Annotated in this window: 26 protein-coding genes and 1 pseudogene; 8 read left to right on the top strand and 19 right to left on the bottom strand. The window is 56.5% G+C overall.

The annotated features are described in order from the left end of the window. Positions 1 to 33: 33 nt before the first annotated feature. The 9 genes from ACEW72_RS08715 to ACEW72_RS08675 all read right to left on the bottom strand — a co-directional run bounded on the left by ACEW72_RS08715 (position 34) and on the right by ACEW72_RS08675 (position 9104). Entirely contained in the window at positions 34 to 1851 is a 1818-nt protein-coding gene (locus ACEW72_RS08715) for a DUF885 family protein (RefSeq protein ID WP_373475993.1), read from the bottom strand. A 105-nt stretch (positions 1852 to 1956) separates the two neighbouring features. Further along, entirely contained in the window at positions 1957 to 2661 is a 705-nt protein-coding gene (locus ACEW72_RS08710; RefSeq protein WP_373475992.1) for a prolyl hydroxylase family protein, read from the bottom strand. Positions 2662 to 2673: 12 nt separating this feature from the next. Continuing rightward, positions 2674 to 3942 carry an amidohydrolase family protein gene (locus ACEW72_RS08705; protein ID WP_373475991.1) on the bottom strand — a complete coding sequence of 423 codons (1269 nt, stop codon included), beginning with the start codon at positions 3940 to 3942 and terminating at the stop codon, positions 2674 to 2676. A 114-nt stretch (positions 3943 to 4056) separates the two neighbouring features. After that, complete coding sequence (locus tag ACEW72_RS08700) at positions 4057 to 5025, bottom strand: RcnB family protein (RefSeq protein WP_373475990.1); 969 nt, start codon at positions 5023 to 5025, stop codon at positions 4057 to 4059. 134 nt (positions 5026 to 5159) lie between these two features. Then, on the bottom strand, positions 5160 to 5873 hold the full coding sequence (locus ACEW72_RS08695; protein WP_373475989.1) for a M15 family metallopeptidase: 714 nt from the start codon (positions 5871 to 5873) through the stop codon (positions 5160 to 5162). Further along, positions 5849 to 7198, bottom strand: a complete 1350-nt coding sequence (gene accC / locus ACEW72_RS08690; protein WP_373475988.1) for an acetyl-CoA carboxylase biotin carboxylase subunit — start codon at positions 7196 to 7198, stop codon at positions 5849 to 5851. The genes ACEW72_RS08695 and accC overlap by 25 nt, the downstream gene beginning before the upstream one ends. A 2-nt stretch (positions 7199 to 7200) precedes the next feature. Continuing rightward, complete coding sequence (gene accB, locus ACEW72_RS08685; protein ID WP_373475987.1) at positions 7201 to 7674, bottom strand: acetyl-CoA carboxylase biotin carboxyl carrier protein; 474 nt, start codon at positions 7672 to 7674, stop codon at positions 7201 to 7203. A 44-nt stretch (positions 7675 to 7718) separates the two neighbouring features. Next, positions 7719 to 8153 (bottom strand): type II 3-dehydroquinate dehydratase, encoded by a 435-nt coding sequence (aroQ, locus tag ACEW72_RS08680; protein WP_373475986.1) that lies wholly within the window; start codon positions 8151 to 8153, stop codon positions 7719 to 7721. 15 nt (positions 8154 to 8168) lie between these two features. Continuing rightward, positions 8169 to 9104, bottom strand: coding sequence for a YdiY family protein (locus ACEW72_RS08675; protein WP_373475985.1), 936 nt, complete (start codon positions 9102 to 9104; stop codon positions 8169 to 8171). Positions 9105 to 9199: 95 nt separating this feature from the next. Here ACEW72_RS08675 and thiS point away from each other — a divergent pair, with 95 nt between their 5' ends. Together thiS and ACEW72_RS08665 are read left to right on the top strand one after the other, a co-directional pair. After that, a complete protein-coding gene (gene thiS, locus ACEW72_RS08670) occupies positions 9200 to 10180 on the top strand; it encodes a sulfur carrier protein ThiS (protein ID WP_373475984.1) in 981 nt (326 codons plus the stop codon). Positions 10181 to 10454: 274 nt separating this feature from the next. Continuing rightward, positions 10455 to 10775 (top strand): UrcA family protein, encoded by a 321-nt coding sequence (locus tag ACEW72_RS08665; RefSeq protein ID WP_373475983.1) that lies wholly within the window; start codon positions 10455 to 10457, stop codon positions 10773 to 10775. Positions 10776 to 10814: 39 nt separating this feature from the next. Here ACEW72_RS08665 and ACEW72_RS08660 read toward each other — a convergent pair whose 3' ends face one another. Continuing rightward, positions 10815 to 11555, bottom strand: coding sequence for a LytR/AlgR family response regulator transcription factor (locus ACEW72_RS08660; RefSeq protein ID WP_373475982.1), 741 nt, complete (start codon positions 11553 to 11555; stop codon positions 10815 to 10817). After that, positions 11552 to 12679 carry a sensor histidine kinase gene (locus ACEW72_RS08655; RefSeq protein WP_373475981.1) on the bottom strand — a complete coding sequence of 376 codons (1128 nt, stop codon included), beginning with the start codon at positions 12677 to 12679 and terminating at the stop codon, positions 11552 to 11554. The genes ACEW72_RS08660 and ACEW72_RS08655 overlap by 4 nt, the downstream gene beginning before the upstream one ends. Positions 12680 to 12842: 163 nt before the next feature. Between ACEW72_RS08655 and ACEW72_RS08650 the strand changes: the two genes are divergently transcribed. Beyond that, the gene (locus ACEW72_RS08650; RefSeq protein ID WP_373475980.1) at positions 12843 to 13400 is read left to right on the top strand and encodes a hypothetical protein; all 558 of its coding nucleotides are present in this window, start codon (positions 12843 to 12845) and stop codon (positions 13398 to 13400) included. A gap of 101 nt (positions 13401 to 13501) precedes the next feature. Here the strand turns inward: ACEW72_RS08650 and ACEW72_RS08645 are convergent, their stop codons facing one another. From ACEW72_RS08645 to lnt, 5 genes are all read right to left on the bottom strand, one after another. After that, positions 13502 to 14752, bottom strand: coding sequence for a type II toxin-antitoxin system HipA family toxin (locus ACEW72_RS08645; RefSeq protein WP_373475979.1), 1251 nt, complete (start codon positions 14750 to 14752; stop codon positions 13502 to 13504). 4 nt (positions 14753 to 14756) lie between these two features. Further along, the gene (locus ACEW72_RS08640; RefSeq protein WP_373475978.1) at positions 14757 to 15098 is read right to left on the bottom strand and encodes an XRE family transcriptional regulator; all 342 of its coding nucleotides are present in this window, start codon (positions 15096 to 15098) and stop codon (positions 14757 to 14759) included. Between the two features lie 98 nt (positions 15099 to 15196). Further along, a complete protein-coding gene (locus tag ACEW72_RS08635) occupies positions 15197 to 15895 on the bottom strand; it encodes a tRNA (guanosine(46)-N(7))-methyltransferase TrmB (protein ID WP_373475977.1) in 699 nt (232 codons plus the stop codon). A 308-nt stretch (positions 15896 to 16203) separates the two neighbouring features. Continuing rightward, positions 16204 to 17415 carry a methionine adenosyltransferase gene (gene metK, locus ACEW72_RS08630; RefSeq protein WP_373475976.1) on the bottom strand — a complete coding sequence of 404 codons (1212 nt, stop codon included), beginning with the start codon at positions 17413 to 17415 and terminating at the stop codon, positions 16204 to 16206. A 60-nt stretch (positions 17416 to 17475) separates the two neighbouring features. Continuing rightward, on the bottom strand, positions 17476 to 19074 hold the full coding sequence (gene lnt, locus ACEW72_RS08625; protein ID WP_373475975.1) for an apolipoprotein N-acyltransferase: 1599 nt from the start codon (positions 19072 to 19074) through the stop codon (positions 17476 to 17478). A 94-nt stretch (positions 19075 to 19168) separates the two neighbouring features. Between lnt and ACEW72_RS08620 the strand changes: the two genes are divergently transcribed. Together ACEW72_RS08620 and ACEW72_RS08615 are read left to right on the top strand one after the other, a co-directional pair. Further along, on the top strand, positions 19169 to 19537 hold the full coding sequence (locus ACEW72_RS08620) for a hypothetical protein (RefSeq protein ID WP_373475974.1): 369 nt from the start codon (positions 19169 to 19171) through the stop codon (positions 19535 to 19537). Next, on the top strand, positions 19534 to 19953 hold the full coding sequence (locus tag ACEW72_RS08615) for a VOC family protein (protein ID WP_373475973.1): 420 nt from the start codon (positions 19534 to 19536) through the stop codon (positions 19951 to 19953). The genes ACEW72_RS08620 and ACEW72_RS08615 overlap by 4 nt, the downstream gene beginning before the upstream one ends. Positions 19954 to 19967: 14 nt before the next feature. On the opposite strand, the gene ACEW72_RS08610 is transcribed toward ACEW72_RS08615, so the two are convergent. The 3 genes and pseudogenes from ACEW72_RS08610 to ACEW72_RS08600 all read right to left on the bottom strand — a co-directional run bounded on the left by ACEW72_RS08610 (position 19968) and on the right by ACEW72_RS08600 (position 21257). Next, on the bottom strand, positions 19968 to 20279 hold the full coding sequence (locus ACEW72_RS08610) for a hypothetical protein (RefSeq protein WP_373475972.1): 312 nt from the start codon (positions 20277 to 20279) through the stop codon (positions 19968 to 19970). Between the two features lie 55 nt (positions 20280 to 20334). Beyond that, a pseudogene (locus ACEW72_RS08605) lies at positions 20335 to 20985 on the bottom strand (YqaA family protein). Between the two features lie 68 nt (positions 20986 to 21053). Further along, positions 21054 to 21257 (bottom strand): hypothetical protein, encoded by a 204-nt coding sequence (locus tag ACEW72_RS08600; RefSeq protein ID WP_373475971.1) that lies wholly within the window; start codon positions 21255 to 21257, stop codon positions 21054 to 21056. A 175-nt stretch (positions 21258 to 21432) separates the two neighbouring features. Between ACEW72_RS08600 and ACEW72_RS08595 the strand changes: the two genes are divergently transcribed. From ACEW72_RS08595 to ACEW72_RS08585, 3 genes are all read left to right on the top strand, one after another. Next, the gene (locus ACEW72_RS08595; protein WP_373475970.1) at positions 21433 to 22071 is read left to right on the top strand and encodes a glutathione S-transferase family protein; all 639 of its coding nucleotides are present in this window, start codon (positions 21433 to 21435) and stop codon (positions 22069 to 22071) included. Positions 22072 to 22340: 269 nt separating this feature from the next. Further along, the gene (locus ACEW72_RS08590) at positions 22341 to 22529 is read left to right on the top strand and encodes a hypothetical protein (protein WP_373475969.1); all 189 of its coding nucleotides are present in this window, start codon (positions 22341 to 22343) and stop codon (positions 22527 to 22529) included. A 172-nt stretch (positions 22530 to 22701) separates the two neighbouring features. Continuing rightward, positions 22702 to 23604, top strand: a complete 903-nt coding sequence (locus ACEW72_RS08585) for a DUF2460 domain-containing protein (RefSeq protein WP_373475968.1) — start codon at positions 22702 to 22704, stop codon at positions 23602 to 23604.

Here is a 23604-nt window from a genome sequence, read left to right as displayed (position 1 = left end):
TTGCTCCAGCCTACAACAAGGAGCCTATTGCCTTTATTTCGACGCTGCAATCCAGTAGTCGATTTTCTTTTCAAGAACGGTCAACGGCAACGCGCCGGTGTTTAGGACCTGATTGTGAAACTCCCTGACATCGAATTTCTTGCCCAGTTCCTTTTGCGCTTTGGCCTTCAACCGTTGAATGGTCAGCGCGCCGATTTTGTAAGCCAATGCCTGTGACGGAATGGCGATGTAACGCTCGACTTCTGCCGTCGCATCGGTTTTGCCCATGTCGCTGTTGGCGAGCATATAGTCGATGGCCTGGTCGCGGGTCCAACCCTTGCTGTGCAAACCGGTGTCGACCACCAGCCGCATCGCGCGCAGCATTTCGTCCGATAATGTGCCGAACCGCTGATATGGGTCTTTGAACAGGCCCATATCATAGCCCAATGTTTCGGAATACAGCGCCCAGCCTTCGACATAAGCGGTGTTGCCGCCAAATCGCATAAACGCAGGGAGAGCTTCGTTTTCCTGCGCGATGCTGATCTGGAAATGGTGGCCCGGCGCGCCTTCGTGCAAATAGAGCGTGGTCATTCCGGGTGTGGTCCGGCTGGGCAGGTCATAAGCGTTGAAATAGAAAACACCGGGGCGTTTACCGTCGGGTGTTCCGCCCTGATAACTTCCGCCCGCCTCATATTTCTCCCGGAATTCTTCATAAGGCTTGATTTCAAGCGGGGCCTTGGGGAGATATTTGAACTGCGTTGAAATCAGGCCGTCGACGGTTTTGCCGATGTCATAATAGCCTTGGGTCAACGCTTCACGGCTGGCGGGCTTGAACTTCGGGTCGGAACGCAGATATTCAAAAAATTCAGGTAATGTGCCTTTGAAGCCGACTTCTGACTTGATTTTTTCCATGCCGGTTTTGATACGCGCCACTTCGGATAGGCCGAGCGTGTGGATTTCGTCCGCCTTTAACGGCAATGTCGTCGTCTGCTCGATCTGATACTGATAGAGTATTTCGCCGCCCTTCATCGCGGACAGGCCAACCTGTTCGCGGGCGAGCGGCAGATAACTGTCGCGCAGGAAATCGCGCATGCGGGCGTTGACGGGATAGAGTCCCTTTTCGACGATCTCGCGATATTCGGAGGTCAAACGCGTTTTGTCAGCCTCGCTAAAACTTTCGGGGAAACTGAGTACAGGGCCATAATAAGGCGATTCCTCGGTCTTTTGTCCCAATTGGGTATTTAGCTGGTCAATGACATTGACAATGGTCAGCTTCGTTTCAAACACGCCTGTCGCCATGCCCTGCCGGAACCGGTCAATCGACCGGTCCATCAGCACGATGAATTCCTTATGGCGTTTCAGGTTATTGTCATAGTCTTCGACCGTCTTGAACGGTGCCGCGCCTTTGCCGCTCGCAAAGGTCGGGTAAAATGTGTGAAAGCCGGAGAAATGGTTCAGTGGACGCACGACGGTCAGGTCCATGATTTCCTTGGAAAGGCCCTTGAGCCCGTCAATCTGGCCCTGCTTGAACACATCATAAGCGATCTTGTCGGTGGGGTTCAGCTTTTCGCGGTCAATCGCTTTCAGATTTTCCAGATTGGCCTCGGCAGCCTTTCTTTCATTGGCGAAATATTCGTCGCTGATGAAATCGCCAAAGCGGTCGGCATAGCGCATATCGCCGCGAAACAGGGCGTTCAACGGGTTGCGTTTCAGGCTACCTTCGTCATCGGCGGCGAACAAGGCGGTCAATTTTTGGCCTTCGGTCTGCGTGGCTTGGGTAACAGGGGCAGTTTGCGCGCCAGCTGCGGTCGCCACGGACGCCGATAGTACCGCACCGGCGAGCAACAAGAATTTAAAGGATTTCACAAACATATCTCCATAAATCATCACGCTAGGGAAGGCAGCGTATCGTGATCCCACTCTTTAACCATCTACGTTCTGCCGCAACCGCAATTCGACAGACGGCATTTCCCGACACTATTTTGGCGTATTGATTTCCAGCCAGTTATTTTGACGATACCATTTGGTGATAACGTGCTTCACGCCCTTGATCACCGGCGTTCCGGTGTGCAGCGTTTTATAATTCAGCGTGCCGTCGGGTTTCACATTGTTCCATATCAGCATCATGCCAGCCTGCGGGCGCACGCCCAGACCCAGATGCGGAAATTCGGTGGCCCCGCCTTCTTCAGGTTCGTTCAGGAAAATCATCGCGGTCCAACTTCGTTGTCCACCCGTCGGGCCCTCCTGTTCCCAATAGCTTTGACCGGGGTGGAAGAAATCATGATGCGCCTTGAATTCCTGACCGACCTGATAGCGTTGGCCCTGCATTGTTTCGGCATAATCATTTTCGATGCCAAGCACATCGCTCATCCGCGCTTCGACCTTGGCAATGAAGGCGTCCCAGCGGTTGAGATGGCAGCTATAGCTGGTCCGGAAGCCTGCCTGTTCTGTGCCCTTGTACAGCGTCGATGGCACGGCATCGGCATCGATTTTGCCGATTAACGTCTTGCAATCCGCTTTGCCCAGGAAACCCTGATACAGATATAATTGGGCATCGGCGTGCTCGACCTGCTGCACCAATGGGTTGGCCTTCAGCCTTTTGGTGACATGCACGCCGATACGGGCCAGCTTTGCCGGATCGTTATTGGCGTCAAATTCTTTTATAGGAGTATCTTCAAGCATATCGGGTCCGAATCAGGGAACGATGCGGCCTCTTACCATGACCCATGACGGATTTTCGAGTGTTGTGATGTTGGTCAGCGGATTTTCCGCGACCGCGACCAGATCGGCCGAATAACCGATCGCGATTTTCCCGATTTCATTTTCCATGCCGAGCGTCTTCGCAGCGATGGTGGTGGCACTGGCCAGCGCTTCTGACGGGGTCAGTCCGGCTTTGACCAGCAACGCAAATTCTTTGCCATTGCTGCCATGTTCAAACACGCCTGCATCCGTGCCGAACGCGACGGTGACGCCCATGGCCTTGGCCCGGGTCACTTGCCGTCCTGCGGCCTCCAGCGCTTGCCGGGCTTTCACCTCGACCGTGGGGGTGTAAATGCCTTTGCCAAGCCGCGCGCGAACACCCTCAAGCGCCATCAGCGTCGGGACCAGCACGGTGCCCTTGGCCTTCATCACCTTGAGCGCAGCCTCGTCGGCGAAGGTTCCGTGGTCAATGGTATCAATGCCCGCCGCCGAAGCTGCCTCGATACCGCGTGCACCATGGGCATGGGCCATGACCTTCAGGCCCAGCGAATGCGCGGTGTCGGCGATGGATTTCATCTCCGCATCGGTAAAATGCGCCTCCAGCCCGCGACCCTGTTGCGAAAGGACACCGCCAGTCGCGGTAATCTTGATGACATCCGATCCCAGCCGCGATGATTTACGCACCTTTTCGGCGCACTCCACCGGACCGGTACAGGTATAGCCGGTGTCGAGCGCGGCCAGCACATCCTTGCGGAAACCGGTGACATCACCATGCCCGCCCACAATGGACAGAGCAGGACCAGCGGCGATAATGCGTGGTCCGACAATCTTGCCCTCTGCCGTGCCGCGGCGCAGGACAAAGGCGGTGTTTTGAGCCGATCCAGCTTCACGCACGGTGGTAAATCCGGCCTTTACCGTGAGGGCGGCGTTCTTGACGCCCATGACCACGCCCCATTCGTCGGGGTCAACCGCTTCGTCACGAAAGTCACCGCCGGGGTCACCGGTCAGATGAACATGGAGGTCAATAAATCCGGGCACCACGGTTTTGGAGGACAGATCGACGACAACGTCGGCCTGAAACGGGTTGGTGGTACCTTTTGCAATTTCCTTGATCCGGCCATCCTCAACGAGAATGACGGCAGGTCCGGTCGGTCCGGTTATCGCATCGGGCATGAGGTTGCCGACCAGGATCGCCTGCGTCTCGGCCAACACAGGTGCCGTGGCGGCCAGCGCGATACTGGCCAGAAGGACGGAACGGACCATAAAAATCTCCCTGCTGATTTGGCGGGAGATTGAGCAGCTTGCGCCGATGTTACAAGCAAAAAAAGACCCGAACGTCTGGGACGCCCGGGCCATGTGTCTTTGTCGTCAGGTTTCTTACCAGAAGAAATCGTGAATCGCGTCCACCACGCGGCCGGACCGCAGGTCGATCAGCAACACGTCATCATAATAGCGCACCCAGCGATAGGGGCCATAAGCAGGTGGCAAGCGATAATAATATGGGTCGCTGATCCAGTAACGGGATCCGAAAAAGGCCGAACCGATATTGATACCTATACCATACCGGCGATAGCTGTGCCCCCGATAGGGCGAATAATAGCGGCCGGGGTTGTAATGGTTGCGATAACGGTCGCGATGTCCGCTCCAATTATAACGGCTGTCATTTCGCCAGGTCTGTTTCCAACGGTAGTTCTGGTTTTGATTCCCGCGGTATCCGCGATCATCTCTATCGTTATCGTTGTTCCATTGGCGGTTGTTCTCGCCACCTCCATTACGCCGTTCCCCGCCACGATACCGGCGATCATCGTCATTGCGCTCGCGCCCGCGTTCCTGCGACCAGTTGCGGACTTGCACCGGATTTGGTTGTTCTTGGACGCCTCGGCCGGATTGTTCGCGGCTGCGATTGTTTCCATCATCACTGCGATTTCTGAAATTGCGTTCGCGCTCGCGCCCGCCTTCTTGCGACCGGTTGCGGACTACTACCGGATTTGGTTGTTCTTGGACGCGCTGGCCGGATTCTTCGCGGCCGCGATTGTTTCCATCATCACTGCGAATTCTAACATTGCGCTCGCGCTCGCGCCCACGTTCTTGCGACCAGTTGCGGACTTCTACCGGATTTGGTTGCTCTTGGACGCGTTGGCCGGATTCTTCGCGGCCGCGATTGTTTTGTGCGTCACCGCGAACTCTGACATTGCGCCGTCCTTCGCGTTCTTCACCTTCTCCACGTTTGAAATTCGCATTGTCGTCAAAGTTAGAAGACACGGGTCCCATCTGTGTTGCGGCCTGCGAAACGGCTGGCGTCATCAAGGACGTGGCTGCCAAAGTGGCCAAAATAATCTTCTTCATAATCATTCCCCAAAGCGGGCGCCCGATGCCCCGGCATGAACTGGTTAATGGCCGAGTCGTTCTGAAGCGTAGCTGAATTACCTGTACATGTTCATGAAAGGAAGCGTTTTGATGAACAAGACGGCCGCCGTCGATCAACCCAATTTGTCAAACGGGATGTCGAGCACCGGAAATTGCTCCCATCCGTTAAAGTCGAAATGCCACCATTCGTTGGACAGGCCGCTGAAACCTTCCGCTTCCAGATAGCGTTGCAACCTCGCGCGGTTCTCGATCGCTCTGGTGCTCGCCCCCATATAATCGCGATGCGCCTTTTCGGAGAAATCGTCGAATTCGGTCGGCATCTCGACAAGCTGGCCGTTCGCGAGATCATGCAGTGTGAGATCGACCGCACACCCGCGATTATGTTTCGAACCGCGCTTGGGGTTGGCGACATAATTTTTCTTTGGACCAGCCGGCGTTGCATCCCATAGCTTCTTGGTCACGCGCCAGGGACGATAGGCGTCGTAAATCGTCAGGCCGAAACCTTCGGCCCGGGCCGCCGTGCTTGCCCGTGCGACCGCTTGCGCGGCAGGTGCTGTCAGAAACGCCCGCGCTTCATCATATAGAATTACGCCGGTGAAATTGTTCGTCGTCGCGTAACGCATGTCGAGCCGGATATTCGGGTCGACCTTGACCAGCTCGACCAACCTGCCGGGATCCGCCGCCGCCAAATCCTTTGCCTGTCTGGCCGGTATAAAGGGAACGTCCTTGTCCGGCCGGGCAGGTGCGCAGCCACTGAGTGGCAATAATGCCAGCCCCAGCGCCACCTGCCGGCGGGAGAGGTTTATTTGGCGTCCTTGGCCAGCCATTCTTCGAGCCATTTGATCGTGTAATTCCCGTTCTGGAAATCCGGGTCTTCGAGCAATTTCTGATGTAAAGGAATGGTCGTCTTCATGCCTTCGATTACAAACTCCCCAAGCGCGCGCCGCAAGCGCATCAGGCAGCCTTCGCGTGTCTGCCCGTAAACGATCAGCTTGGCGATCATGCTGTCATAATAAGGCGGCACCTTATAGCCATGGTACAACCCGCTATCGACGCGGACATACAGGCCACCGGGCGGGTGGTACCAGCTTACCGTGCCGGGTGAGGGCATGAAGGTGACCGGATCTTCGGCATTGATTCGGCATTCGACCGCATGTCCTGTGAAAGTCACTTCGTCCTGGGTGAAGGACAAAGGCTTGCCCTCGGCCACGCGGATCTGTTCGCGGACGAGGTCGAGGCCGGTTATCATTTCGGTCACCGGATGCTCCACCTGCAAACGGGTGTTCATTTCGATGAAGAAGAATTCGCCATTTTCCCAAAGAAACTCGATGGTGCCCGCGCCGCGATAGCCCATGTCGGCCATGGCCTTGGCGCAGATATTGCCCATGCGGTCACGCTCCGCCGTCGACAGGACCGGCGAAGGCGCTTCTTCGAGAACCTTCTGGTGGCGGCGCTGCAACGAACAGTCACGCTCGCCCAGATGCACGGCATTACCATTGCCATCGCCAAAAATCTGGAATTCGATATGGCGCGGATTTCCGAGATATTTTTCGAGATACACGGTCGCATCGCCAAAGGCTGCCTTGGCCTCGGTCCCGGCCTGCTGCATCTGGGACTCGAGTTCATCCTCGTTATTGACCACCTTCATACCGCGACCACCGCCGCCCGATGCGGCCTTGATGATCACGGGGTAGCCGATGTCACGAGCGATCGCTTTCGCTTCGGCAACATCCTCAATGGCGCCATCGCTGCCCGGAACCAGCGGTAATCCTAAAGCGCCAGCCGAGCGCTTGGCCTCCACTTTGTCGCCCATGGTGCGGATATGTTCGGGTTTGGGGCCGATCCACGTGATGTCATGGCTCTCGACGATTTCGGCGAACTGTGCATTTTCGGACAGAAAACCGTAACCCGGATGGATTGCATCGGCGTGGCTGATTTCGGCGGCAGAAATAATCGCAGGAACATTAAGATAGCTGTCTATCGCAGCAGGCGGCCCGATGCAGATTGCTTCGTCGGCGAGGCGCACGTGCATGGCTTCGGCGTCGGCTGTCGAATGGACCGCAACAGTTTTGATTCCCATTTCATGCGCGGCACGATGGATGCGAAGCGCAATCTCGCCGCGATTGGCGATCAGGATTTTTTCAATGCCCATATTTACGCGATGACCATAAGCGGTTGGTCGAATTCCACAGGCTGGCCGCTTTCGACATAAATCTCGGTCACGGTGCCGCTGTTGGGTGCGATAATCGGGTTCATCACCTTCATGGCTTCGATAATCATCACCGTATCACCGGCCTTAACCTGCTGCCCAATGCTGGCAAAAGGCGCAGCATCGGGTTCTGGCGTGAGATAGGCGGTACCGACCATCGGCGATTTGAGCGCATTGGCTGACACAGCAGCGGCCTCAACAGCGTGTGATGCGGCAACGGGTGCCGCGGATGATGCGGCTACGGGTGCAGCAGCGACAGGTGCGGCGATCGCTGTGATTGTTCGCGAAACGCGGATCTTGCGATCGCCGTCTTCGATTTCAATTTCGGTAAGGCCAGTATCGTTCAGCATGTCGGCCAATTCGCGGACCAGATCGGTATCCACCTGCATTCCACTGTTGCTACCTGCTTTTGCCGCCATTTTTTGCTCCTTGTGCCCCGAATTTTGATTTGCTGCGTTTAATGTCAAACTTGTAACGCTGCGTCCAGCGCCAGTTGATAGGACTTTGCGCCGTGTCCTGCAAACACCGCTTTCGCGGCCATGCCCACATAGCTCACATGCCGGAACTCTTCACGGGCATGCGGATCGGACAAATGGACCTCGAAAACCGGCACTTTGATGGCCTTGATTGCATCCAGCAAGGCAATCGACGTGTGCGTATATCCCGCCGCGTTCAATAGCACCGCTTTTGCGCCTTCGGCCTGCGCCTCGTGCAGCCAGTCGATCAAATGGCCTTCATGGTTCGATTGCCGGAAATCGATCTCTGCCCCGGCATCGCGCGCCTGATCGTCGAGCATCGCGGCGATATCATCAAGCGTATCATGGCCGTAAATCTCCGGCTCGCGCGTGCCGAGCAGGTTCAGATTGGGGCCGTTCAGTACAAAAATCAGATCAGTCAAACTATTGGCTCTCGCTTAAAAATCATAGGTCAGGCCGATACGGGTGACCGTATCGGTTTCCTCTTTGCCCTGCAACGGCCGGTCCTGATAGCGCAGGTCATAGGAAATCTGTGAAGAAATCCGCCCGGTCAGTTTTGCCTGCAGGCCCGTAATCGTGCGAATACTATTGCTGTCTTCTTCTGACACCAACTCCATATTATGGGATAGCCGCACCTTGTCATTCATCTGCCAACTGCTGGTCAATGCGCCACGACCTGCAAGATTGGATCTTTGAATGCCAGAGCGGGTCCATTCTCTGCGGTATGCTGGGCCAGCCTCCAATGAAATGGCGACATTCGGTTCACGCACCACGCGCCAGCCAAGGCCAAGGCTGGATGTCGCCCGATGATCGAGGCCAGCCAGAACGTCGCGTTCATATTCGATGATGCCTAAGGCATAATAGCGGTCGCCAATTGTCCAGTCGCTTTGATAGGCGGCGTTCAGATATTCGCGCGATGTGCGGCCTTCGCTTTCCTGATAATCGCCCCGCAGCCGTACCTGGTGCGACCATGCGGTTCCGGTGCGTTTGATAACAGCACCGACGGTGATGCCGAAACTGTCCGTGTTGCCGCTGGTGTGAAATCCACCCAAATCGCCCCGTCCTGACCATTTGACGGGTGGTGGTGTCGGGGGTGCAGGCGTTGGCGCGGGTGCGGGCGTTACAGGGACTGCCGCCGTTATCTGCTGCGCGCGGCTGCTTTCCAGCGCCAGCAGCAGATTGTCGATGTCGACGCTTTCGGCCGGATAGGTGAGCCGCGCAAATTTGACCACGGCGGCAAGTTCTGCGGCATTGCCCTCCCGTGCCGTAACCTCCATCATCTGCCGCACCGGCTGGGGCAGTTGGGCAAAAGCGGGCGCGGCGCACGCCAGACCCGCGAGCAACACTAAAAATGATCGATATCGTGGCCGCATAGGACGCCTTTTTGGCAAGCCGGGTTGCTATTGCAATTGCTCTCTTCCTATATGGGGCAAATCAGAAAAAGCGAGACGAAATGGCCCTTTCCCAGATGACCGACAGTATTTCCATCCAACTGAACGGCGACCTGCGCCGCGTGGCCGCTGGAATCAGCGTTGCCGATCTGGTTCGCGAAATCGGTCTCGACCCGGCAAAGGTCGCGGTCGAACGCAACCTGGAAATCGTATCCCGCTCCACCTTGGCCGATGTTTGTATCGCCGATGGCGATACACTTGAGATCGTGCATTTTGTCGGCGGCGGACAGGATGACAGCTGGACCGTCGCTGGCCGGACATTTTCGTCACGGCTGATCGTCGGCACGGGCAAGTATAAGGACTTTGAACAAAATGCGGCTGCGCTGGTGGCGTCGGGGGCCGAAATCATCACCGTGGCGGTACGCCGGGTCAATGTGTCCGACCCCAACGCGCCGATGCTCACCGACTATATCGATCCTAAAAAATACACCTATCTGCCCAACACCGCCGGATGCTTCACCGCGGACGACGCGATCCGAACCTTGCGGCTGGCGCGTGAAGCGGGTGGCTGGGATCTGGTGAAGCTGGAGGTATTGGGGGAGGCGAAGACGCTTTACCCCGATATGCGCGAAACATTGAAGGCGACCGAAGTGCTGGCCAAAGAGGGCTTTCTGCCCATGGTCTATTGCGTCGATGATCCCATTGCCGCGAAGCAACTGGAAGAAGTAGGCGCAGTGGCGATCATGCCCTTGGGTGCGCCGATTGGTTCGGGACTGGGTATCCAGAACCGCGTGACGATCCGCCTGATTGTCGAAGGCGCCTCGGTTCCGGTGCTGGTGGATGCAGGGGTTGGAACAGCGTCTGACGCGGCGGTCGCAATGGAGCTGGGCTGCGACGGCGTGCTGATGAATACCGCCATTGCCGAGGCGAAAGACCCGATAGCAATGGCGACGGCGATGAAGCTGGCGGTCGAATCAGGCCGCTTGGCTTACCGCGCCGGACGTATGGGCCGCCGTATGTACGCCGACCCTTCGAGTCCATTGGCAGGACTTATCTAAAAAGATGACGTTCGCAGCCCGGCGGTTGAAATAAAATTGCCAAAATTGTCGTTGGTCGAACAACTTTGTATGTTCGCAATGACGCTGGTCGAACCATCGACTGTCTTTGCGCTTAATCGAAAGTGTAATGCACGGACAACACACCCCGTCTAGAAATAGGACTGCAGGACGGGCTTGCAAACATGCTCCCCAGCTACAGATGTTAGTCCGCCTGCACCCCTCTCCCAATGGCCGACGGCAATATGCCGCGGCTTGAAAAAAAAGGATGTTCGAAATGGCTACCCCCAAGCTGATTTCATTTGCATGTATTGCAGCGTCATTGCTGGCAATTTCAACACCGGCTATGGCACAAGTCCATAGCGTCGAAGTCAAATATCAAGATTTGGACCTCACCTCAGCCCGTGGTCAGGAACGACTGAAATCCCGCATAAATCAGGCTGTAAAGCTGGTTTGCGCCCGGCCTTTGGCGATAACGCTCGAAGATCGGCTGGATCACCAAAATTGCGAAAAAAATGCCGCTGCCAGGGCCATGCCCAAAGCGGAGCAGCAAATCGCTGCGGACCTCGCCAACCGGCGGATGGCCGCCAACCGTTAATCCAACTAAGGGCCGCTGCCTGAAAGAGGTGGCGGCTCGTTACTTACCGGCCAGCCGTTTGACGTCGGCGAGATATTTACGGCCAATCCGCATCGAAAGTTCTTCGCCCAGCAAAGCGTGCCAAACGCCGCCGCCTTCGTGGCGCAATCCGGTAATCAGATCGCGGCGGACGATGTGGCTGCGGTGAATGCGCTGGAACTGATCCGGGTCGAGACGCTGCTCCAGCGCCGATATGGTTTGATGCAACAGATAGCTGCGACCGGCTGTGTACAGGCGCATATAGTCGCGCTCGGCCTCGATCCGTTCAATATCCAACGCTGCGATGCGGATCAGTTCGGCGCGGTGCGATACCCAGAATTCGCTCGCAAAGCCGGATTTGGTTTCGGGATGCTTGTTTGCGACCTGCTCAGTTTCATTTTCCGATGTCGCCCGTGAAATGGCGCGGCCCAGACGTTCCCCCGAAACCGGTTTCAGGACATAATCAATCACATCAAGATCAAAGGCTTCCACCGCAAAATTGTCATAAGCGGTGACGAGCACGATCGCGGGCTTTTTGTCCATCAGGCCCAATGCCCGCGCCGCGTTGATTCCGTCCATCTTGGGCATTCCGATATCGAGGAACACAAGGTCGGGCGTCAATTGCTGTGCCAGCCGCAGGGCGGCAACGCCGTCATTGGCGGTGCCGACGATTTCGATGACCGGATGTTCATTACACAATATTTCGAGCCGTTCGATTGCGAGCGGTTCATCGTCGACGATCATGGTTCGAAGGCGCGTCATGTTTTTACCTTGTGACTAAGTGGTAAGGTCAATTTTGCGGTATAACCGCCTTCGGGAAACGCCTGCGTTTCCAATTTTGCCGCCGATTTATACCTTGCTTCTAACCGGTCGCGCACATTGGCAAGGCCGATACCGTTGCCGCCGACATGGGATGCATCCATCGCTTCACCATCATCGGAAACCTTGATCTCGATGTCATCGCCTTTAAGCACTGCGCTTATTGTTATCGTAACCGGGCGATTGGTTCGGGACACACCATATTTAATCGCATTTTCGACCAAAGGCTGCAAGATCAACGCTGGCACATGCTGGTTCATTAGCGCCGGAGCGATCTCGAAATTGGTCCGCAAGCGCGTCGGGTGCCGGATGCTCTCAATTTCCAGATATAACCTCTGCAGGTCGACTTCCTCTTCCAGTGTCACATCTTCCAGTGGATCGGATGACAGGCTGGTACGGTAAAAATTGGACAGGTTCTGGATCATCGCTTCGGCCTCTTTCGGTTTGCCGGTGATAACAAGGCTGGATAAGGAGTTAAGCGTGTTGAACAGAAAATGCGGATTGACCTGATAGCGCAGAGAACGAAGTTCGGCATCTTGCGCTGCCTGGGCAAAGCGCGACGTTTTCCTCTCCGCCTCTCGCACTTCGCGCGCATATCCGATGGCCACATATAGCGATGCCCATGCGATCAGGAAGAAATAATGCGTGACCGAAATGTCGGCAATTTCCTGCCAGAATGACAGACCAAGCTGGTCTTTCAGATCCTCAACGGTTTTCCCCATATTCGGGTCTTTGAACAGGCTAACCGGATCATACAGGTTGAAAATATAGAAATTGGCGGAAGCAAGCAGTAAAGCAGCCGGGATTGCCCCCAAAAAAGCCATGCTGACCCGAAAGCCAAGCGATTGGCGGTCGGCAAGGCGCAGACCCAGATATAAAATCCAGGTGACGACAATGCCAACCAGCGCCACCATCAGACGGCGTTCGAACAAAACTGTCTGTGCAGGAAAATCGAGCAAAGCCGCACGCAGCGATAAAATCAGGGCGTAAAACGCCCAGAAGCCGATAATGGTCAGCAGCGCCATTTGCTGGCCGACGAGCGCTTTTCTGTGCTGAATAAAATTCATTGCTTTGCATAGCCTATTTTAAGGTAGTTGCACCATCGGCGGCGTTTCTTGTCGAAATGCCCGATAATTTGGTCGAAACTTTTGGGGCTAGCCGTGCTGTAAACGATTCGTTAACTACACTTCTGCGATTATACCGGTCTATGGTGACAGGGGATTTGGTGCCATGACGAAAAGCAGGAATGACGGGCCCGGTCTATTGACGCTGGCCGAAATTAAAGAATTTGCCGGTTTTAGCGCCGCTACCCAACGTTATGTCCGCCGGTCGCTTGATGTTGCATTTGACCGAAAGGATGCCATCGCCGTGTGGTCACGCGATACGGTTGAAGCGTCTTCCATTCAGGCACAGCATAAATTTTACGACAAATTGCCCGAAATTCGCGCACTTATTCCGGATTCCAGCTCGATTGAAGATGCCGAACCCTTTTTGGTACCTTTAATCACGGTATCGGCGTTCGATCTGGGTCAGGGCAGGCTGGATGGATTTGCGGCCTTTCGCTTCTTGTATGAACGGCTCATCGGTGCCGATGCGCGGCCATGGCTGCCATCGGCCTTTTGCGCGGCGGCCTCTATGCCGCATCTTCAGCCTGAACGGCGCAAGGCACTGCTCCAATCCATCAGCGAAGCGGCGGCCACGGCTCCCGGCTGGTCCAAAAGGCAGCCGAGCTTTTACCCCGAGTGGGTGGAAAAGGTCGACGCGGATAACAACAGCAAAGCGCGTTAGGTCCGCCACACGGCATTTTTGTTGCGGCCACAGGCGCTCACGATTTTTCGGGGTTACACCTTCAAAATAGGCACACATTCGTTTGCAGTGAAGTCCAAAAATCAGCCGTCCGTGCTTGCCAATCGAAAGCAAGTTGCGAACCGCCCGCGGTCGGCTGCGCTCACATGTGCTTCTTCGAACAAGGCTTCCCAGCATGCCGCAACTTTCGACCGCATCGCTTGAGCGATGGCCTGCGCGTCGTCAAACCCGAGATCGAAGCTAGCCGCACCGGCCAGAGCATTTTCCAGAGTTGCATCGCGGCCAAAGGGACCAACGCCCAGCACGAGCCGGCGTTGGTGGCCAACCTGCGGCTTGGGCACAACATCGTAAAGCGGGGATAAGCGCCACCCCTTCCCGTCATATAGAAAGCCATGATTACGCAGATGATCGTCGTCATTAGTAACTAGAATGTTGAACAGCATGCGCCGAAATAGCTCGTGCAGGTCGACCCGTATTTGTGTCCCATGTTGGCGAAGCACAGCCGCGAGATCGGCATAGCTATAACGGCTGACTTCGCTTTCATGTGCACCAAGCATGGTGAGACCGGAAGCAAATGGATGACGCACCGTCTGGTTTCCAAGGGCAACGCGATCAAAGCGTTCAATGAGATAGATATCACGGTCCAGCACGCGCCGGAAATCGAGCCGGGGAACATTCAGTCCACATTGTTTTGCGAGGCGCATTGTTGCAAGTTCGACGCGACATTCGGGGAAGCTGTCATGCCGTGCCTGAAACTTGGCGATCCAGGGCTTCCCGTCGATGTCGGTAGCCGCTTTTGGGCGCGCGCCGCCAAGTGACGAGCCCGCCGTAAGCAATCGTCGCAAATTGTCATCTAGCTGATCAACATGTTGGGCGCGTTCCGCCGCATCGGCCAATTCTTCCAGCGTAAAATGTTCGCCAGGCGCATTTCCGTCTCCCCAAGGGGTGACACGTTCTGGTCGTTCAGCCGTTGGACCGAACGCTAAGGCCCCGACCCGATAGTCTCCGGATGCCAGTATAAGGTCAATTTCGCTGGGCAAGCGATCGCCCATCGCCTTGTACATAAGATACTGGCCCCAGCCATCTGGAGCGGCATCGCGAATGCCGCCGAAGACTGCAAATCCCTCTTCGGTTCGAAATGTCCGGCTTATGCCAGAGTCATGAAGCGGCAAGGTGACGGGATCGACTGGAACCCGATTGGGGCGCTCAAGGTAGCGCTGCCCGTAAGCAAAAGTTGCGAACGGGTTTCGCGTTTCGTCATTCATCATAAGCAGCCCGGCTGGCACCGGGCCATCGGGTAAATGGACAAAGACGTAGCTTCGGATCATAGCCATTTGACTAGAAATCCAGTTCGTCATTGCTAATGGCATGAGTCTTTTTAGGAAGGCGTGCGAGGTCTTCGCTTATGCCAGCGCGATCACTGTCGGGTGCCACCAATGCGGCTAGGCGCGCAGTCATTCCGAAGACATGAAGCGCGCTCGCGAGAATGGCAAGGCCAACGGTCGGGTCACCCGCCTCCAGACGTTGGACTGTCTGGATTGAAACCAGCATACGTTCTGCCATAAGCCGCTGCGGAATCTTGCGACGACGACGGGCCAACGAAATATCTCTCCCCAGCTCCACGATTGCGCGCTGGCTTTGGGGCGGTAGTCCGCTGACTGCTCGGGATGTACGTGCCATATTGGAATATATGACATATCATATGAATTTTGTCAATTACACATGATACATCACTATATATTACGATCTACTTCGCATATATTTTCCGCACCTTATGATCACCGTTTCCGATAACGGAAGTACCATACTTCATGTCCCAAACGGCGTGCTTTGGCCTCATAGCGCGTTTCCGGCCAGCCGCCGGGGCGGTTCTGAAAATCGGCCGGTTCTTCGCACAGCCAGTCAAACTGGTCGCGATGCCGCTGCATCACCATCAGCGCGTGACGTAGATAGACCGGATGGTCGGTGCCAAACCGGAATTCGCCGCCCGGCTTCAGCTTTGCCGCAATTAAATCCAGTGGCCCATCGTTCATCATGCGACGCTTGACGTGGCGCGCCTTGGGCCACGGGTCGGGATGAAGGAGATATACAAAACTCAAAGATCCGTCAGGCACGAGGCGCAAAATTTCAAGCGCATCGCCCATGTGCAGGCGTACATTGCGAAGCGCCCCATCGCGGATATGGGTAAGCGCCATGGCGACGCCGTTGAGGAACGGTTCGCAACCGATAAAGCCATGATCGGGTAGCATATCGGCGCGCTGGGCCAGATGCTCGCCCCCGCCAAAGCCGATTTCGAAATGCATGGGTCGCGGGTCACCGAACAGCGATTGACCCGTCAGCTCGCCTTCTTCGGGCACCGAAATTTGCGGCAAGAGTTTCTCGACCAGATCGGATTGTTCCGACCGGAGCCTCTTGCCCTTGGACCGCCCGTAAAGGCGGTTCAAGGTGGTGGGATCGCCGGGTTTGTGTGCTGTCATCTCGGCGCGATTAGGGTCAGAACCTGTTAAATGCAATTGCGAGGTTTGAGGCCATTTTGCTCAGGGCAAGGAAGGAAGCCGCCGGGATATAAATATATCTCAAGGCTTTCTGACGCAGCCATGAGCAAAATGGGTCAAATCCTTCGGACGTCAAAATGGCTTCGATCTCAAACCAAATTGCACTTGCAGGCAGAATGGCTGCCTGACGGCGTGCAATTTGGTCCGATATCTTCGCCATTTTGACGCCTCGCAAGTGCATTTAGCAGGTCCTGACCCTAACGCTTTGACCGTCGAAATCAAGTCGGGCGTTACGCCAGCGCGGCCTTCAGGTCCTCGACAAGATCGGTCCGCTCCCACGGGAAGAAGTCGCCTTCTGCCTTGCGGCCGAAATGGCCATAGGCTGCGGTTCTGCGGTAAATGGGCTTGTTGAGGGCCAGATGGGTGCGGATGCTGCGCGGGGTGAGGCCGCCCAGTTTCTCGATGCTCATGATCGCCTGTTCGATCTGGTCATCGCCCACGGTACCGGTGCGGTGCGTATCGACATAGAGCGACAGCGGCTTCGATACGCCGATGGCGTAGGCAAGCTGGATCGTGCAGCGGGTGGCGAGCCCTGCGGCCACGATATTCTTCGCCAGATAGCGGGTGATGTAAGCCGCCGAGCGGTCGACCTTGGTCGGGTCCTTGCCGCTGAACGCGCCGCCGCCATGCGGGGCTGCGCCGCCATAAGTGTCAACGATGATCTTGCGTCCGGTCAGACCGGCGTCGCCATCGGGACCACCAATGACAAAGCTGCCGGTCGGGTTAATGTGATATTCGGTTTCCGTCAGCAAGCTGGCCGGAAGGATATCGGCGATGACGCCTTTCACATAGGCGTGCAGTTCAGCCTCTTTTTCGCCCTGATCATAGCCTTTGGCGTGCTGCGTTGACACCACGATTGCGGTCGCCGCACTCGGCTTGCCTTGGCTGTCATAGCGCAGGGTCACCTGGCTCTTGGCATCGGGTTCGAGGAAAGGCGCAGCGCCCGAATGACGGTCGGCAGCCATGCGCTGTAATATCTTATGGCTGTAATCGAGCGTTGCGGGCATGAGGTCGGGCGTTTCGGTCGAGGCATAGCCGAACATGATACCCTGGTCGCCTGCGCCTTCATCCTTGTTGCCTGACGCGTCGACACCCTGCGCGATGTGCGCGGATTGCGGGTGCAGGTTATTTTCAAAGCGCAGCGTCTCCCAATGGAAGCCTTCCTGCTCATACCCGATTTCCTTGACGGTCCGGCGCACGGTCGCTTCGACCTCTTCTTTCACGCCAGCGGCCCAGTTGCCGTCTTCGTCCATAATGCCCTTGCCGCGGATTTCACCGGCTAGAACGACAAGCTGCGTCGTCGTCAGCGTTTCGCACGCGATGCGTGCTTCGGGGTCTTTGGACAGGAACAGATCGACGATCGCGTCAGAAATCTGGTCGGCAACTTTATCGGGGTGGCCTTCGGACACGGATTCCGAAGTAAAAAGGTAATTGGAGCGCATGGTTTTTCCAGTCTACGGCTGTGTCTGCGTATAAAGAATTCTTTATATCGATGCGCGCCTTTAGCGAGAAGTCCTGTGACGGGCAAGAGGTAACAGTGCGCCTGCGATAAGCAGCAAGGCAAATCCGACGGGCAGGATATTGCCGTAGGTTGCAAACAATGTCGGCGCCTTTGCAACCGGCAAACGCGCGTCAATGCGTCCGGCGGTGCCAAGCGCGAGCCGTTGGACAATCCGGCCATTGGCATCGATAATCGCGCTGATTCCGGTGGGTGTGGCGCGTACGACCGGCAGGCCTTCCTCGATAGCGCGCAGCCGCGCCTGTGCCAGATGCTGCGGCGGTCCTATCGTTCCGAACCATGCGTCGTTCGACGGGTTAAATATGAAATCGGGCCGCTTACCGCTGTCGACGACTTGTCCCGAGAAGATGATTTCATAGCAAATCTGTATGCCGACCTTCACTGGTTGGTCCCCGACCTTCACGGTCAAGGTCTGCGGTCCCGGCCCCGGCCAGAAATCGAGGTCCCCCGGCACCAGCCGCGCCAGACCTAGCGGCCGCAACAGCCATGGCGCGGGCAGATATTCGCCATAAGGCACCAGATGCGCCTTGTCATAATGGCCCAGCAGCGTGCCGTTTGAATCCAGCGCACTGACGCTATTGCGGGCGGCGACCAACCGGCCTTTTTCGATCACGAGACGGTTGGCCCCTGTCACCAGCACATCGCCGTCTTGCATCAGGGTCGTCAGCCGCGCGCGGGCACCTGCTGCGCTGTTCCCCGGTTGGGAATAATAATAGCGATACGGATAGCCATCCTCCAGATAGTCCGGCAACGCCGCCTCAGGCCAAAGTAGCAGGCGCGGGCCTTGGTCGGGTAGGCGGCGGCTGTTCATGGCGAGCTTGGCGAAATTGATCGCTTCATAGCCCGGTTCATATTTGTCGGCCTGTGAGATATCGGGTTGGACGATATTGAGACGCGGCCCTTTTTGAAAGCGGGGCGTTGTGGGGATTTGGAGCCCGTATAGCCACAGTCCGGCCAGAACGGCAACACCCGTCAACAAAGGCCGCCACTGCCGATGCCCGGCCAGCAGGATCAGCCCGGACGTCGCCACCACGACCGCCGACAGACCATAAGTACCCAACAAGCTAGTCGCGCGCGCGAGTTCCAGCTGCGATTGCCAGACCACGGCTAATGGATTCCACGCAAAGCCTGTAAACGCCCAGCTTCGTAGCCATTCGCTGATCGTCCAGCATCCGGCAAAGGCAAGGATGAGGGGGATATGTGACCCCGCCTTGGCGCCGCGTTTGGCGTGGCTGTTGACCCACCACGCCCCGCCCGCCGCGATGGCTGGGTATACCGCCAGATAGAGCGCCAGTATGACCACCGCAAAATAACCGAGCCAGATTGGCATCGCCGCCTGAAAGGTAAAAGCAACCGCGATCCAGTTATTGCCGACGCTGAAATGGCCGACACCGAACAGCCAGCCGATCATCGCGGCGCGGCGTTTGTTCGGGGCATCACCTACCACTTGGATCAGCAACGCAAAGCAGAGCAAAGTGAGCGACCAAACGCCCCATGGCTCAAACCCCGCAGCCGAAACCGCCCCTGCAATCAGGGCCGTCCATCGGGGATATTTTGAAAAGAACGCGAAGACTTTGTGCACGGCGCAGTCTTTGCCCACGCAACATGACAAAAGCAACCATTCACAAGATTATGCTAGTTTCCGCGCAGTGCCGCGCCTAGAAACGGCTCCAGCCATGCTGTCATTCATCCTCTTTTTGGCGCCCGTTGCGCTATCGCCGTTAAGCGAGGCGCATCAGAGTGATATCGCCTGTGTCGCGGAGATTGCGGTGCTTGCCGACGCACAGAAACGCGGCTTCGAAAGCGGCACTGATGTGCGATTAACGGGCAGGCGATGGGCAGGGATTGTCGGCGACCGGATCGTTTTTGAAACCGGCCAGCCGCGCGAACTGGTGGCCTTTGCAATGCAGGAAGCGGCCAAGGCGAACGGGAACGGCGGCCAAAACGACACGCAGCGCGATGTCTGCATCCGCCAGATGCTGCGGGAATTGGTCGCCGCCGATGCCGCTGGTCAACCGCTGCCCAAACCGGTGAAGGCGCGATGACACTGCGCCCGTTTCATCTCGCCTTTCCAGTGCATGATCTTGCCGCAGCGCGCCATTTTTATGGCACGATCTTGCGGTGTGAAGAGGGGCGGTCCTCCGATCACTGGATCGATTTTAATTTGTACGGGCATCAGATTGTGGCCCATCTCGACCCGGCTTATGCGCGTGTCAAAGTGCATAATGCAGTCGATGGCCACGCCGTGCCGGTGCCGCATTTCGGCGTCGTCCTGACCATGCCGCAATGGCACGAACTGGCCGAAAGAGTGCAGGCCATCGGAATAGAATTCGGCATAGACCCGCACGTCCGGTTCAAAGGAGAAGTCGGCGAACAGGCAACGATGTTCTTTTACGACCCCAGCGGCAACGCGCTGGAATTCAAGGCCTTTGCCGATGATAGCGCCCTGTTTGCGACATAGGGCCCTGACCCTAATTACTCGGCCGGATTGACTGCCTGAATGGCGATGGATGGTTCGCCGGTAATCGCTTCGGTTTTTTCCACCGCTATCTGGCTTTCGACAATTGGGGCGTCTTCCTCTTCGGCAAAATCGAACGCCGCTTCTGCAAGGTCCTCTGCGGTTGCAGGCGTGGCATTACCCGTCAGGCTCTTGGCCTTGGGAACCTCTGCCACGGTGACGGCTTTGGTGCTTTGGCTTTCCGAATAGAAATGCGCGCCCATCAAGATCAGGGCAGCCACGGTTATGGTGGCAATAAAACTGACGATATTACGCGAACTATTGTCCATGATCCCACCTTGATATCCAAAGCGGAAGATATAACAGACGGGCCTTAACGATCTCCTAAACCGGACCGCTTGGCTTTTCGATCTGCGTCACATTTGAACACAGGTCGCTTTTTTCCGTGCCGCCACCGGCCAGCATCGTAAAGGCAACAAAGCCGCCGACGACCGCCGCCAGAAACGCGGCGGTGACCCATGCGAGATATTTGTCGATAAATTTCTTGATCGGCCGTCCGAATTTCCAGAACAGGAAACCGACCAGCATGAACTGGAACGCCCGCGACAGGACGCTGGCCCAGATGAAGGTCCACAGGTCCATATGGATGAATCCGGCGGTCAAAGTGAGCAGCTTGAACGGGATAGGCGTTGCGCCCTTAATCAGGATAATCTCCGCCCCGAATTCGCGCAGATAACAGGCCGCGGCGGGAAAGCTGTCCCACAGCCCCAATAGTTTCAACAACCCGACCCCGACCGTTTCATAAGCAAAAAACCCGATGGCATAGCCAAACAGACCGCCCAACACCGACGCCACGGTGCAGATCAGGCCATAACGCAAAGCCTTGTCCGGCCGCGCCAGACACATCAGGCCCAGCAAAGGATGGGGAGGTATCGGGAAAAAGCTCGATTCGATGAAGGAAAACAGGAACAGCCAGCGTTCCGCATCGGCATGCGCCGCCTTTTACATCATCCAGTCATATAGGCGTTTCAACATCAGGCGCGGCGTTAGCCGTCACCGTTGTTGTTGTCCAAATTTTTCGTATGGCCGCAGGTGCCGGGACGTCAGACCCGTGTCTTGGCGCTGGCGGCTACCCGGATCTCGGCGGCAGCATCGCGTTCGGGGACAACCAGAAAATAGCCGAATATGATTAAAAGCAGAACGACGAATATCTTCGTCAGGTCGCGCAAATCCTGTTGCTGCAGCCGGCGCTTGGCGCGGTTACGCTGCGAAAAGGGCTTGCCCGCAATATCCAGCAATGTTGCCATCTCATATTCCCTCCGGACGTGTCGGATTACTTCCCGCGTAAAACCAAATCGGCCATAAGGGTAATGACCGGGACGCGAATTTGTTCCATCAAGTCAAAAACAGTTGCAAATCGCTACTTAATTGGCACTATGCCGGGCAAGGCCGGGTCCGGCCGGTCATTCAGGAGCACAGATTATGAAATTGTACGGCGCCCCCGTGTCCCCCTTTGTCCGCAAAATCCTCGTCCTTGCCGCTGAAAAGGGGTTGGAGCTTGAACTGATACCAATTGGCCTTGGCGACCAGAACCCCGACTTTCTGGCGTGCAGCCCCTTTCGCAAAATGCCCGGATTTACCGATGGCGATTTTTCGATTTCGGATTCGACCGCGATCGCGACCTATCTCGACACCAAATATGCCGACAAAAACATGATCCCTGCCGACGCCGAAAACCGTGCGCGCGTGGTCTGGTTCGACGAATTTGGCGACACCATCTTGGTCTCCGCGGCTGGCGCAATGTTCTTCAACCGCATCGTCTCCCCCAAATTTGTCGGCAAGCCCGGCAATGATGCGGCGGCGGCAAAGGGCGAGGCCGACATGGCCCCCATCTGCGCCTATCTGGAAGATGTGATCGGCGTAGGCGGATATCTGGTCGGCGACGCCCTGACACTCGCCGACATTTCGGTCGCCAGCCCCTTTGTCAACGCCGCCCACGCCGGCTACATCCCCGATGCCGACACCTACCCCAAATTAACCGCGTATCTCGCCCAACTCCACACCCGCCCCAGCTTCGCCGACTGGATCCGCCGCGAACGGAAAATGCTGGGTCTGGGTTAAGGCCGAAGGGGCGCGATCAAATAGCGGATGACCTCCCCCTCTCCACTTCGTCTAATGGCTAAAGCCATAAGACTGCGTACCTCTCCCCTAAAGGAGAGAGGAGAATAGCGCATGACCTCTCCCCCTGAGGGGGAGAGGATACGAAGCCTTGGCCGCCAGGCCTAGGCGCAGTTGGAGAGGGGCCACGCCGGTGCAGCCTGCAACCCCCCCCCGTTAATCCAAACATCACACCTGACCCCTAACGCTGTTTCGCGTCAGGAGACATGGTTATGAAATTTATCGCACTTCACTCACGCGGCGGGAATTATCTGGTGGTGGCGTCGAACGTCGCTTGGTTGCGTACGGCGGAAAACGGGCAGACGCAGGTTGGTATCGTCGGCGGGCAACCGTTGCTGGTCGCGGGCAGCATGGACGAAATCGCGGCGCAATTGATGGTGGACGGGCCAGTGGCGGCTTAGGTCTTTTCAAGAGGGTGTTGGGGACTGTCCCCAACATCCCCCAACACGCACCTAGCCAATGAAATAACCATATCGGTAAAAAGATATTGACATCGTAACGCTGTTTGGGTACAAATAGGCATCGTCGAAAATTGCGATTCGCAAACCGGCGGATGTCACACAAGGATTGCACATGAATATCTTCGGTTGGAAATCAACCGGGCGCGGCTTGCTGCGTCCGGCCAAAGCGCGTGTCCGGCAGGATCGTCTGTCGGGTGTGCGTGCCTATCCCGTCGCAAATCAGCATTATTTTTCAGGTTTCGTGCTCTATCCGGAGGACAAGGCGCAGTGGAGCGACATTGCCTTTGCATCGGAGCAGGCCATCGCACGAGGTACGGCGCAAACTTACATTTGGGCGCTCCCGCAAGTGGCGCGTGATGGTTTCACTTATTTTGAAATAGCGCAGGAGGAAGGGCCCATGCGGTGCTTTGACGATATTTTATTCCCGCTCGAAATCGGTCGAGATGCGATGGCGGCGGCAGAATTTTCAACGAATATTGTAACTACATTGTCCGGACACGAGCATCGCAACAGCAGTTGGTCAGATGCACGGCTCAGCTTTGACGCCGGACCCGGCGTCCGTTCGGAAACGGAGCTTTCAATGCTGATCGACTTTTTCCGAGCACGCAGGGGAGCCGCTATCGGATTTCGTTTCACTGATCCGTTCGATTTCAGTTCAAACCAGATGGTGGCAGAACCCACAATGTTGGATCAGATTCTGGGTGTCGGAGACGGCATTCGCAGAGATTTTCCCTTGATGAAAAAATATGGCGAAGAAGCGCAATCCCGGCGCATTACCAGGCCCCGCAAAGAAAGTGTTTCAGTCGCCCTCGACGGAGAAAAGGCCAGCGACTGGTCACTTGCCGAAAAAGGCATAATCGAATTTGCATCACCCCCTGCCGTTGGCACCATCGCCTCGGCCGGGTTCCTGTTCGACGTCCCGGTGCGCTTTGCAGAAGACAGGATCGAAGTCAGTCGCGCAACTTTTGGCGCGGGGGACATTCCGCACATTCCGCTTATCGAAATAAAGGAATGA

Source organism: Sphingorhabdus sp., assembly GCF_041737645.1.
In the GTDB taxonomy this organism is placed as follows: domain Bacteria; phylum Pseudomonadota; class Alphaproteobacteria; order Sphingomonadales; family Sphingomonadaceae; genus Sphingorhabdus_B.
The sequence above is the reverse complement of the archived record's forward strand: the minus strand, read 5'-3'. Positions and strand labels throughout refer to the sequence as shown.

What these genes read in the sequence shown, in the direction of transcription:
- ACEW72_RS08715 (WP_373475993.1), bottom strand. Translation starts at nt 1,851, where the DNA reads ATGTTTGTGAAATCCTTTAAATTCTTGTTGCTCGCCGGTGCGGTACTA.
- ACEW72_RS08710 (WP_373475992.1), bottom strand. Translation starts at nt 2,661, where the DNA reads ATGCTTGAAGATACTCCTATAAAAGAATTTGACGCCAATAACGATCCG.
- ACEW72_RS08705 (WP_373475991.1), bottom strand. Translation starts at nt 3,942, where the DNA reads ATGGTCCGTTCCGTCCTTCTGGCCAGTATCGCGCTGGCCGCCACGGCA.
- ACEW72_RS08700 (WP_373475990.1), bottom strand. Translation starts at nt 5,025, where the DNA reads ATGAAGAAGATTATTTTGGCCACTTTGGCAGCCACGTCCTTGATGACG.
- ACEW72_RS08695 (WP_373475989.1), bottom strand. Translation starts at nt 5,873, where the DNA reads ATGGCTGGCCAAGGACGCCAAATAAACCTCTCCCGCCGGCAGGTGGCG.
- accC (WP_373475988.1), bottom strand. Translation starts at nt 7,198, where the DNA reads ATGGGCATTGAAAAAATCCTGATCGCCAATCGCGGCGAGATTGCGCTT.
- accB (WP_373475987.1), bottom strand. Translation starts at nt 7,674, where the DNA reads ATGGCGGCAAAAGCAGGTAGCAACAGTGGAATGCAGGTGGATACCGAT.
- ACEW72_RS08675 (WP_373475985.1), bottom strand. Translation starts at nt 9,104, where the DNA reads ATGCGGCCACGATATCGATCATTTTTAGTGTTGCTCGCGGGTCTGGCG.
- thiS (WP_373475984.1), top strand. Translation starts at nt 9,200, where the DNA reads ATGACCGACAGTATTTCCATCCAACTGAACGGCGACCTGCGCCGCGTG.
- ACEW72_RS08665 (WP_373475983.1), top strand. Translation starts at nt 10,455, where the DNA reads ATGGCTACCCCCAAGCTGATTTCATTTGCATGTATTGCAGCGTCATTG.
- ACEW72_RS08660 (WP_373475982.1), bottom strand. Translation starts at nt 11,555, where the DNA reads ATGACGCGCCTTCGAACCATGATCGTCGACGATGAACCGCTCGCAATC.
- ACEW72_RS08655 (WP_373475981.1), bottom strand. Translation starts at nt 12,679, where the DNA reads ATGAATTTTATTCAGCACAGAAAAGCGCTCGTCGGCCAGCAAATGGCG.
- ACEW72_RS08650 (WP_373475980.1), top strand. Translation starts at nt 12,843, where the DNA reads ATGACGAAAAGCAGGAATGACGGGCCCGGTCTATTGACGCTGGCCGAA.
- ACEW72_RS08645 (WP_373475979.1), bottom strand. Translation starts at nt 14,752, where the DNA reads ATGGCTATGATCCGAAGCTACGTCTTTGTCCATTTACCCGATGGCCCG.
- ACEW72_RS08640 (WP_373475978.1), bottom strand. Translation starts at nt 15,098, where the DNA reads ATGGCACGTACATCCCGAGCAGTCAGCGGACTACCGCCCCAAAGCCAG.
- ACEW72_RS08635 (WP_373475977.1), bottom strand. Translation starts at nt 15,895, where the DNA reads ATGACAGCACACAAACCCGGCGATCCCACCACCTTGAACCGCCTTTAC.
- metK (WP_373475976.1), bottom strand. Translation starts at nt 17,415, where the DNA reads ATGCGCTCCAATTACCTTTTTACTTCGGAATCCGTGTCCGAAGGCCAC.
- ACEW72_RS08620 (WP_373475974.1), top strand. Translation starts at nt 19,169, where the DNA reads ATGCTGTCATTCATCCTCTTTTTGGCGCCCGTTGCGCTATCGCCGTTA.
- ACEW72_RS08615 (WP_373475973.1), top strand. Translation starts at nt 19,534, where the DNA reads ATGACACTGCGCCCGTTTCATCTCGCCTTTCCAGTGCATGATCTTGCC.
- ACEW72_RS08610 (WP_373475972.1), bottom strand. Translation starts at nt 20,279, where the DNA reads ATGGACAATAGTTCGCGTAATATCGTCAGTTTTATTGCCACCATAACC.
- ACEW72_RS08600 (WP_373475971.1), bottom strand. Translation starts at nt 21,257, where the DNA reads ATGGCAACATTGCTGGATATTGCGGGCAAGCCCTTTTCGCAGCGTAAC.
- ACEW72_RS08595 (WP_373475970.1), top strand. Translation starts at nt 21,433, where the DNA reads ATGAAATTGTACGGCGCCCCCGTGTCCCCCTTTGTCCGCAAAATCCTC.
- ACEW72_RS08590 (WP_373475969.1), top strand. Translation starts at nt 22,341, where the DNA reads ATGAAATTTATCGCACTTCACTCACGCGGCGGGAATTATCTGGTGGTG.
- ACEW72_RS08585 (WP_373475968.1), top strand. Translation starts at nt 22,702, where the DNA reads ATGAATATCTTCGGTTGGAAATCAACCGGGCGCGGCTTGCTGCGTCCG.